Source organism: Vibrio sp. B183, assembly GCF_000740665.1.
Classification (GTDB): domain Bacteria; phylum Pseudomonadota; class Gammaproteobacteria; order Enterobacterales; family Vibrionaceae; genus Vibrio; species Vibrio coralliilyticus.
Genome location: NZ_JPQB01000027.1, coordinates 1 through 9,153, shown reverse-complemented (window position 1 = coordinate 9,153; position 9,153 = coordinate 1). Strand labels below are relative to the sequence as shown.

The 9,153-nt window shown below is 41.0% G+C and carries 13 protein-coding genes; 11 read left to right on the top strand and 2 right to left on the bottom strand.

Annotation, left to right across the window (positions count from 1 at the left end; all coding sequences use genetic code 11):
* Positions 1–25: 25 nt before the first annotated feature.
* Positions 26–298: a helix-turn-helix domain-containing protein gene (locus IX95_RS23435; protein WP_019275032.1), complete on the bottom strand. Its 273-nt coding sequence runs from the start codon at positions 296–298 to the stop codon at positions 26–28.
* A gap of 328 nt (positions 299–626) precedes the next feature.
* Between IX95_RS23435 and IX95_RS23430 the strand changes: the two genes are divergently transcribed.
* From IX95_RS23430 to IX95_RS23390, 9 genes are all read left to right on the top strand, one after another.
* On the top strand, positions 627–1,271 hold the full coding sequence (locus IX95_RS23430) for a hypothetical protein (protein WP_038164430.1): 645 nt from the start codon (positions 627–629) through the stop codon (positions 1,269–1,271).
* Between the two features lie 601 nt (positions 1,272–1,872).
* The gene (locus tag IX95_RS23425; protein WP_038164429.1) at positions 1,873–2,736 is read left to right on the top strand and encodes a hypothetical protein; all 864 of its coding nucleotides are present in this window, start codon (positions 1,873–1,875) and stop codon (positions 2,734–2,736) included.
* Between the two features lie 87 nt (positions 2,737–2,823).
* A complete protein-coding gene (locus IX95_RS23420; RefSeq protein ID WP_038164426.1) occupies positions 2,824–3,003 on the top strand; it encodes a hypothetical protein in 180 nt (59 codons plus the stop codon).
* A gap of 491 nt (positions 3,004–3,494) precedes the next feature.
* Positions 3,495–4,094, top strand: a complete 600-nt coding sequence (locus tag IX95_RS23415; protein ID WP_152562066.1) for a hypothetical protein — start codon at positions 3,495–3,497, stop codon at positions 4,092–4,094.
* A 142-nt stretch (positions 4,095–4,236) separates the two neighbouring features.
* Positions 4,237–4,650, top strand: coding sequence for a hypothetical protein (locus IX95_RS23410; RefSeq protein WP_038164423.1), 414 nt, complete (start codon positions 4,237–4,239; stop codon positions 4,648–4,650).
* A 146-nt stretch (positions 4,651–4,796) separates the two neighbouring features.
* Complete coding sequence (locus IX95_RS23405; protein ID WP_081885475.1) at positions 4,797–5,315, top strand: V3/V1b-type arginine vasotocin receptor; 519 nt, start codon at positions 4,797–4,799, stop codon at positions 5,313–5,315.
* Between the two features lie 132 nt (positions 5,316–5,447).
* The gene (locus tag IX95_RS23400) at positions 5,448–5,870 is read left to right on the top strand and encodes a DUF6678 family protein (protein WP_051912649.1); all 423 of its coding nucleotides are present in this window, start codon (positions 5,448–5,450) and stop codon (positions 5,868–5,870) included.
* Positions 5,871–6,006: 136 nt separating this feature from the next.
* Entirely contained in the window at positions 6,007–6,360 is a 354-nt protein-coding gene (locus IX95_RS23395; RefSeq protein ID WP_038164422.1) for a glyoxalase/bleomycin resistance/dioxygenase family protein, read from the top strand.
* Between the two features lie 164 nt (positions 6,361–6,524).
* Positions 6,525–6,800, top strand: coding sequence for a hypothetical protein (locus IX95_RS23390; protein WP_142995767.1), 276 nt, complete (start codon positions 6,525–6,527; stop codon positions 6,798–6,800).
* A 634-nt stretch (positions 6,801–7,434) separates the two neighbouring features.
* On the opposite strand, the gene IX95_RS23385 is transcribed toward IX95_RS23390, so the two are convergent.
* A complete protein-coding gene (locus tag IX95_RS23385; protein WP_038164420.1) occupies positions 7,435–7,710 on the bottom strand; it encodes a hypothetical protein in 276 nt (91 codons plus the stop codon).
* A 291-nt stretch (positions 7,711–8,001) separates the two neighbouring features.
* Here IX95_RS23385 and IX95_RS23380 point away from each other — a divergent pair, with 291 nt between their 5' ends.
* Complete coding sequence (locus tag IX95_RS23380; protein WP_038164419.1) at positions 8,002–8,556, top strand: hypothetical protein; 555 nt, start codon at positions 8,002–8,004, stop codon at positions 8,554–8,556.
* Positions 8,557–8,690: 134 nt separating this feature from the next.
* Entirely contained in the window at positions 8,691–9,023 is a 333-nt protein-coding gene (locus IX95_RS23375; RefSeq protein WP_038164416.1) for a hypothetical protein, read from the top strand.
* The last annotated feature ends 130 nt before the right edge of the window (positions 9,024–9,153 follow it).

Here is a 9,153-nt window from a genome sequence, read left to right as displayed (position 1 = left end):
TTACCTTTACTTTTTGTCTCTTCAATCAAGCAATTTTTTGATTGTCTTCTAAACGTCTCAATGCTTCGATTGCACGATCGTTTTTAGAACGTTCCGCGATGATTGCTAGCAAAGTTAAATCTACATCTAACCCAAGCATATCTGCTATTTCACAGGCTATATCATCACTCATTGTGCCGCCTGTACGCCATTTTTGAACCGCAGCCTGGCTAATGTCTAAGTATTTGGCTACTTGTCTATCGCTAAGTAGTTGTTTTTCAACTCTTAAACGGTTTAACAGTTCTACTGTAGTTATCATGTTTAAGCCTCCTATGAGGAGTATATTTCAGCCTAGGTGCGACTTCCAAACAGTTGTCAGTTGTTATCAGTCAGTATTTAATAGAGATCGTCTGAGTTGAGCTAAGTATTTGAGATGCTTTGTAGATACGCGGACACGTCAAGCCGGGAGGCTTTGCGATTCATCATATATTTGGCATTAGATCCAAAACTTATCCCCCCATAGTGATTCGAAGCGCTTATGGGGGGAATCCGAACGATGAATTGCAACCTCTTAAGTATTGACCGGATAGATAAGAATTGAATCAACTCATTGTCAGATACAAGCAAAGATTAGGCTTTAGCCCCGCATGAATTACGATCCATTACAGCATAACGAACAGCAGAAAAAGAAACGCCAAGAGCGTCCTTTGTGTCGTCTGCATTATTCTGTAATGATGCGAATTTTAAACAATCCTTCATCTTCAGCCGCTTTTCTTACAGAGAACGGCCGTGCCAGTCAGCAAAGCATGGTAAACGATGTTGCGCGCTTTATGTATGTTCTTGTCAATGAAATGTGCCTGACTACAGGCAAAATTGGCGTTGATACGCAACACGGCTTTCTTTTAAGAACCTGGGGTTACATCGGGAAAGAACTCAACATGCCTGAATGGCGTGTCAAACAGTGCAAAGATTATGCGATCCGAAAAGGTTGGATTACCTCAGTGCAGCCAAGAGAGCGTTATACATGCAAAGATAACCTCGAAAAATGGCGTGGCTTAGCATCAATTAAGAAGATCACCGACAAGTACTTTGCTGACTTAGGCATGCTTAAAGAGCGTCTAGAAGCGAAACAAAAGGCACGTAAGTACTTAAAGAAACGTGCAACTCAATGGCAGCGCCCTATTAAGTACATTCTCACTCCCATCACCCTACTCGCTCGTCGTCGCAAAGAGCGCCTATTAGCAACAAGCCAAGTATTACAAGCTACTGAAGCACCACCCATTCCGATATAAGCACCCTTTTCTCTTATGCCCCTTAGCTGGGGATTTTAGCGTTGTTTTGGGCTGAATACCGCTGCTATATACCTCAGTTCTGGCGCATTGCCTTTGATCAAACTCTCTCATTTGAACCATTACCGGTTAAAAAGAGCTGCTCAAGACCATTCTTTGTACGTTTTACTGCTCCTAGATTTACTCCTACTTAATAGTCCTAGTTCTAAGTCCTAATAGTTACTTTTCATAGTCTTCGACTAGAACGGATAGTAGAGAATTATATTGATATTAGGGATACACCTGGGGGTGTTTCGAAAAGGAAGCGGCTCTACTTGGTCGCAAGCGACCTGGAGCCTTTAAGCTGAAACATCCCAACACAGTCGATCGGCTTCAACACACTTTGTGATTATATTGGCCGTTTATGTCGCTACGCGACCAGCCTAGCAAGAGTTAAAGTGAGCATTCTCACTTGTTCTGTGATTTTGATAATTTATTGTTTTTTACCAGTGAGTTAAGATTCATTTATGGCGTGTAAATGAGCATACACACTTATCAAGCAAAGTGCGTATGCGCATGATACAAATGTTAGCCCACAATCGATGTATTGATGTCAGGAGGAAAGATGAATTATTGGCAAAAAACAAAGCTTAAAGTCATTTCGTCAATAAACAGGGTACGTTTAAATTGTCGATTAGAGAAAACTCCTAAATTTTTTCGTATCGTCATACACGAAAAAGCTAAACCTTTTTTTACATGGACGAAAAGAGTTCTTACAGCAATCAGTTTGCTTGCGGCGTTCTATGTGTTTGACCATTCCATTTATGCTTTTCTCTTCGGTGTTGGAGTATGGCTACTAATCACTTTTGTCGAAAAAACAGTTTTCATCTATAACAGCCTTTTCGTTATGCCTCCGTTAACGTATGAACACGATCCTGCAAGACTGCTCGGTACTTCATTCGGGGTTGCAACTCCACCTGATGGTGGGCCTGAAATACCAATTGTCGGTTTTGTGGTTGCGGACGAAGAGTATGGGCGTCAAATGCATGAAACTTTAAAATACTGGACGGACAACAACGTCCATGATGAAGAGGGGCGTGTTTGCTTAAGCGCAATTGTTCTAAACCCGAAAGAGTATGTATTTCTGTGTTACCCAAACCTTGAGCATCGCGCTGTTGAAGAATTTCATAAAGAAGTTGAGGGTAAGCGCAAAGAGAAGAGCTTAACTGACATTCATATACCGACTTTTGCTCTCACCATTATTGGTAAGCGATGCCAAGTTGGTGAGGGGTCTTACTTCCCCACGTTTCGTGAAAAATATCGTGAGGGAGTTCCAGTTATGTTTCAAATATGTATGCCAGGTGAGCAAGGGCAAGTTAAGGATATAGATGGATTGGACCATTTTGTTCTGTTTAAACTAAAGATTAAGGACAAAGAACAACTTACAAGGAAAGAAATTGAATACGACTACTTGAAAGTAATGGGCTAACAAAGCATTTAAGAGTGATTCGCAACGCTTGGCAGTTTCGCTTCGCTCAAGTATAGCCAAGCGTCGCTCACACCTTAATGCGGCGTTATGGTGCAGCAAGGCTTAGTTCTTATTTGGCTTGTTGGTTCAGCGTTTGCTGCGAGCTTAATGGCCATTCTTACATGTCGATTAGGCTCAAAATCTTTATCTCTGGTGAAAAGCCGCTTTGGGTATTTAGTTCTGGCTAATCTGCCGTTTGCATTTGGCTCTCAAGTGGGTTTGTTGTAGCGGCAATTAGCTGGTGTATGGCTCCAGTGGGGCGGCCCTTCTTTGTTCTAGTTAGCTTTATCGTTGTTGTTAGGTTCCTTCTTTGGACTTCATTGTGTTGCTGCATACTGGTTTGTTGAGTTTTGTGGTTGCAAAGCGCTCGTATTTTGCGGTGAGTGTAGTGGTTGTCTTAGATTTCCATAACCAAGCGTTTAATCGGACAACCAACGCTTGGCAGTTTTGGTTCACAGTTTGGCATTAGTGTTTATGTCACAATGGTTTAAGTTTTTGGTAGCGTTGTTTGCCCATTAACGCGGCGTTAGGTTTTATAAGGGAAAGCTATGAGTTTCATATCCAAGATATTTAGAGTATTCGGTAATAGTCTTACCGAGGAGAACAAAACAACTGAGATACCTAGAGTAGGAAACAAAGAGCCAGTTTGTCCTTATTGCAGTAGTACTTTAGATAAAATGCCTGGGCGAAAGAAAAAATGCCCTAGTTGCAGTCAATTTATGTATGTTCGAACTTGCCCTGATGAACGAGTTAAGATTTTAGTACGTGAAGATCAAATTGAACTCATAGAAGAAAAGTGGGCAATTGAGAACGATACCCATGAACAATTCTTAGCGGAAAAGCGCGATAGAGAAGCAACAAAAAACAAGCTGATGAGTCAAGGCATCAACACTCCTACGGACTTAGATGTTAAGTGGGAACAATTAAAGGTTTCATTGCCTCAACTAGCATCAGAGTATAAATGGGGACTATATCGTAATGCTCGCTTGGGAATGGGAGATGTTCTAAAGAAGCAAGGAAAACTATCTGAAGCGTTGGACACATATCTTGAGGTCTGCTTTATAGATCTAAATGGTCCGAATAATTGTGGCACAAAGGACCCTGAGATATTGAAGATGTATCCTCCATTCGACCCTAAATCTGCATTTTTAGCCCCGGGCGTACTGGGCTACATAGACAAACTGTGTAAAGAACTTAATGTAAAGCAAGAAGACTTAGGCTCTAGGTTTATTGGTCTTTCGTCCAAAGTAGAGCGTCAACTGAAGTTACCTATATCCGCTGATGAAGCGTGGAAAGAACTTTCTGGTGAACTACGTTGAACTAAAACCTAACAAACTGTTTAAGAGTGATTCGCAACGCGTGGTATTTTTGCTATGCGTTGTGTTTGGTGTTTAAGGTGGTATGCGGGAGCTTCGGCGTTGCTCACACCTTAACAGGGCGTTACGTTTCTAGAAGGTTTAAATGAAAGCTCACAATGATAAAGCTCTGAGACAGAGATACTCAGTGCGTTTAATGTCCAATCATAAGTGGAAGAAGCTCTTCCTTACAATGGCAGAGTATGGAGCAGATTTTTCTGGTATTGAGTATCATTTTACGGATACCGAAAAAGTTTTCTTTGGTAATGCCCCTAGTAACCAACAGGTATGGGATTCAGCAATTGATGACCCAGTTAAAGGCTGTGGTGGGCCTGTCGCGTACAAGCATATTGAACGAATATTCATCCCAAGAACTTATTCATATCATACTTATAAAAATGCTCCTACTTCATACCGTGAGCTGAATTTCGATAAGTTTCTAATGGAGCTCTGCAAGGTCGGTGAGTTTCCGGTAGTGATTGGTGAGAAGGGTATCGAAATCTTAGGCTACGAAACATAACAAACAATTTAAGAGTGATTCAGCACGCTCAGCACTTTTGGTTTCAATTTAGTTAAATGTTTACGGCGTCCTAGTTAAGTGTAGTAGTCGCGTGCTTCACACCTTAATTGGGCGTTAGCCGTTTCCACAATCAATACGGAGAAAAAATGGATGTTGTTTTAAATTGGATTGATCAATTAAGTTCGTTCAATCAAGGACTGCTAGGGTCGGCGGTATTTGCTATCTCGTCTTGGTTTGTACAAAAAGTGTTTAGTAAAGCAAAGTCAAGTGGTTCAGAGTTTCTTGATGCTTACATCACTTTAGATGTGCACAAACATGTCTTGCACAAGCATTATGTGCGTTCTAAAAATATCCAAATGGCTAGCTATGGTTCTTCTATAGCATTACTACTTGCTGCTCGCTGGGTTATTTTGGCATTTATGAGTTTAATATTCGTATTTGGTGTTCAGTCAGCTTTAGATGGGAAGTGGCTCTATGTCGTGGGTGCTTGGGTTAGCTTTAATTACATGTTTGAAGCACGTAACTGGGTCAAAGATTCAGGAACTGATAAGTCTGTAGCTCATATTGATCAAGAAAAAGTGCAAGCGGTAACAGAAAAGTTAATTCCTGAGCTCGTTAACAATTCTGAAAGCAAGCATGAGATAGAACAGTCAAAAAACGGCTAACAAACTGTTTAAGAGTGATTCGCAACGCGTGGCATTTTTACTATGCGTTGAATTTAGTGTTTAAGGTGGTATGCGGGAGCTTCGGCATTGCGTTGCTCACACCTTAACAGGGCGTTATGTGGATTGGAAACTATGCGTTTAGATTTAAAGTCAAATATTATTAAGCTAATCGACAGCAACGGTCTTTTTGGTGTCATGAACACCACGAAATGGAATAGTCTGTTTGCGGCATTAAACAATATCGAAGAACTAATCAGTTTTCGGGTTACCTACATTGATGGTTCGACATGGCCGGAAAGTGACTCTAGTTATCAATATACTAGTGAACTGGCACAAATATGGGGAAACTTTCGAGCGATACACTTTCTCGATGTCAACGCCCGTATATCCCACTCAAGAGGCGCTTTACTGGAACCTGAAATTATTGATCACGGGGATATGATCATCGCTATATGTAAAGAACAAAATGCAAAAATTTCTCTTACAAAGCATTGCATTAGGATTTGGGGTTATTTTCAGCACGGTAAAGATATAGAAATGCATAAATACACATAACAAGTCGCTTAACAGGGACTCCTAACGCTCGGACACTTATACTCAAATCGGCTTCGGTGTTTAGGACGCAAATTTTAAGTTGGGTGGTATAGCGTTATCGCCCGTTAGCAAGGCGTTATGTGGTTGGAGAAAAATTATGAATGCATCAGCGGTTCTTGTTCATGTCCCAGATGTAGCGAAAGGGCTTGAATGGTACAAGAAAGCTTTTCCAGAAGCCGTTCCGGTTTATCATCCTGACTTTGACTTCACAGCGCTTGATATAAATGGTTTCTCACTAGAAATAGTCCAAGCAGACAAAAAGGTTGGTGCTGGTAAAAGTGGCACAGTTGTTTATTGGTCAGTAGATAGCTTATGTGTTGCCCTGGCTCATTTTGAAGAACTCGGTGCGTGCCTTTATCGTGGACCAATGGAAATTGAAGATGGGCTTTCAATGTGCCAAGTTGAGGACCCATTTGGAAACTTAATAGGACTACGTGGGAAAAACACATAACAAGCAATTTAAGAGGGATTCTCAACGCTTGGCACTTTTGCTTCTACTTCAGTTTTAGTGTTTATAGCACAATACTTTAGGTTTGGGTGGAGGCGTTGTTCACCCCTTAATTGGGCGTTATGTGGTATATGGAAATGCATGAGTATTACAAGTTGAAGAGTAGAGTGGCTGAAATTCTAGTTAAGGAAGGGTACAAAGAAGTGAAACCCGATACTGATATAGACTATTGCGGCTCCATACACAGTATTTATGCCTCAAGCGATTCTAGGTTTATGATTCAGTGGGATGGTGAGGAACGTTTTGGCTCGGTTGAGATCTGGGAAGGTGGTAGTTGGAAAATGTTAGAGCCTATAGTTCCTGAAGGTTCTGCTCAAATCTTTGACAATAATCTTGCAGCTCTGTGCCTGAATGTAGAAAGTCACCTTGGACCTACCACATAACAAAGCATTTAAGAGGGATTCTCAACGCTTAGTATTATTGGTTCTACTTCAACTTAAGTGGTTATGGCACAATGCTTTAGGTTAGGTGGCGGCGTTGTTCACCCCTTAATACGGCGTTATGTTGCAGCAAGATAGAGTTCTTTTTTTGGTTTGTTGGTTCAGCGTTCGCTGCGAGTTTCTTGGTAGTTTCTGCATGTCCACAAGATTCCAGATTTTAATCTCTGTTGAAAAGCCGCTTTCTGTCTTCCGCACAGGCTAATCCGCCGTTTGCATCCGGTTCCCAAGTGGGTTTAGTGTTGCGGCAATTAGCTGGTAATTGGCTTCAGTGGGGCGGCCCTTCTTTGTTTTAGTTGACTGTATCGTTGTTGTTAGGTTTCTTATTTAGGCTTTATAGGGTTGCTGCATACTGGTGTATTGAGTTTTGTGGTTGCAAAGCGCTCGTGTTTTGCGGTGAGTGTAGTGGTTGTCTGAGGTTTCCATAACCAAGCGTTTAATCGGACAGCCAACGCTTGGCAGTTTTGGCTCACAGTTTGGCTTTTGTGTTTATGTCACAATGGTTTAAGTTTGTGGTCGCGTTGTCTGCCCATTAACGCGGCGTTAAATGCACGGGCTGCTAAATAAAGCAGCCTCAGTGCTACTTCTTGAGTTTATTGGATAGCGCCTTAAGACCTAGGGCAGTGGCTTTTGTAATACTAGTTTCCTTGTATGGGTAGTTATTGGTCCCAGAGTTTGTTACTTCGATGACTAGATCTGATTTTGTTTTAAGTAATGTAAGCGCATTGGTGTCGAAACCTTCTGGCTTAATCGCAATTTTGTTATCACCGCGATAATTCCAGTTGAAAGTATGGCCTGACTTCGACTCTAACGTGAGTTCTCTGCAAAGTATCTTTGCTAAAGTTTCAAATTCCATTTTGATATCCGTTGTGTATTAGTTGAACAAGTATGATAATCAACAAAGTGCATTTAACAAGCAATTTAAGAGGGATTCACAACGCTCGGCATTTTTGCTTCTACTTCAAATTTAGTGTTTATGGCACAATGTTTTAGGTTGGGTGGTAGCGTTGTTCACCCCTTAATTGGGCGTTAGCAGTGCTCAGGTGTAAATTATTGAGATAATATGCATTGAAATTCTGCATAAGACTATTGATTAGGTTTTGATAAAATATAGTCCATTCGTTTTTGCACAGTGAGATTCGAGCTTATGACAAGCAGAAACTTGAGAAGAACTCAAAATTTAGTAGATTTCGGATTGTTTATAACGGCAAAAGAGTTTTATGAAGCGGCTAAACTTATCAAAGGCAATGAACTCGTATCACGACCGTATCATGTAATTCTATCTTTTTCTGTCGAGCTTTTTCTCAAAAGCATTCAAACAACAACTGTTTGGCCTAGCGCAGTTGCATCGAGCGTTGAACATACAAAAGGGCACTCCTTATCAGAAATATTTGCTTCGATGGAAAGCAAACATCCAGAAGACAGTGGTTATTTAGAAGAAAAGTATCATTTAAAGTACGGCAGGTCTCTTAAGCATGACTTGAGCTTAAACTCTGATGTGTTTATGAAACAGCGGTATCCATACCAAAAAGGTGGCGCTATACCATCTATATCGGTTTTCGACAGAGATTTGCTTAACTCTCAGTACGGAAATGATATTGCTGTATATGTTGATGAGTTAGAACGAGTTGCTTCTTTCCTTCACGATGAACTAATAGTTCATTTTCCGGGTCTATTCGATAACGTTAGTACGCACGGCTAACAAACTGTTTAAGAGTGATTCGCAACGCGTGGCATTTTTGCTATGCGTTGCGTTTAGTGTTTAAGGTGGTGTGCGGAAGCATCGGTATTGCGTTGCTCACACCTTAACAGGGCGTTAGGTGTCAGGAGGTCAAATTGTCAGAAAAAGTGATTTTTGCAGACTTTGCAAATAATGATTTGGTTGAGTTTAAGTATAATGTCGACCCTTGGGACTCTACGTTGAGCTCAATTGAAATTGTGTCTCACGACAGGAATGGCATGTTCAAAAGCTTCAAGTTTGAAGGTGTGTCTAACCTAGAAATTGAAAAAGGCTTTAGTGGATATCTTGGTGGTACAGCGATTATAGATATCAGTGGCCGTCAATGGGCTCATGCTCAAATAGAGGTTCATAACTATGAGTCTGGTTCAGGAGTTTCCTTTTTGGCTATGAGCTTTTCAGTTTCAGAAGTCTCGGAGGCATACACCTAACAAAGCATTTAAGAGTGATTCCCAACGATTGGTATTTTCTTTATAATCACCTTGATGAATACATAACTCCCCGCTTGTTTCTTTTAACGTCAGTTAAGGTAACGAGCTATGTCTCTAAGAACACAATTCT

What these genes read in the sequence shown, in the direction of transcription:
- IX95_RS23435 (WP_019275032.1), bottom strand. Translation starts at nt 298, where the DNA reads ATGATAACTACAGTAGAACTGTTAAACCGTTTAAGAGTTGAAAAACAA.
- IX95_RS23430 (WP_038164430.1), top strand. Translation starts at nt 627, where the DNA reads ATGAATTACGATCCATTACAGCATAACGAACAGCAGAAAAAGAAACGC.
- IX95_RS23425 (WP_038164429.1), top strand. Translation starts at nt 1,873, where the DNA reads ATGAATTATTGGCAAAAAACAAAGCTTAAAGTCATTTCGTCAATAAAC.
- IX95_RS23420 (WP_038164426.1), top strand. Translation starts at nt 2,824, where the DNA reads ATGGTGCAGCAAGGCTTAGTTCTTATTTGGCTTGTTGGTTCAGCGTTT.
- IX95_RS23415 (WP_152562066.1), top strand. Translation starts at nt 3,495, where the DNA reads ATGTATGTTCGAACTTGCCCTGATGAACGAGTTAAGATTTTAGTACGT.
- IX95_RS23410 (WP_038164423.1), top strand. Translation starts at nt 4,237, where the DNA reads ATGAAAGCTCACAATGATAAAGCTCTGAGACAGAGATACTCAGTGCGT.
- IX95_RS23405 (WP_081885475.1), top strand. Translation starts at nt 4,797, where the DNA reads ATGGATGTTGTTTTAAATTGGATTGATCAATTAAGTTCGTTCAATCAA.
- IX95_RS23400 (WP_051912649.1), top strand. Translation starts at nt 5,448, where the DNA reads ATGCGTTTAGATTTAAAGTCAAATATTATTAAGCTAATCGACAGCAAC.
- IX95_RS23395 (WP_038164422.1), top strand. Translation starts at nt 6,007, where the DNA reads ATGAATGCATCAGCGGTTCTTGTTCATGTCCCAGATGTAGCGAAAGGG.
- IX95_RS23385 (WP_038164420.1), bottom strand. Translation starts at nt 7,710, where the DNA reads ATGGAATTTGAAACTTTAGCAAAGATACTTTGCAGAGAACTCACGTTA.
- IX95_RS23380 (WP_038164419.1), top strand. Translation starts at nt 8,002, where the DNA reads ATGACAAGCAGAAACTTGAGAAGAACTCAAAATTTAGTAGATTTCGGA.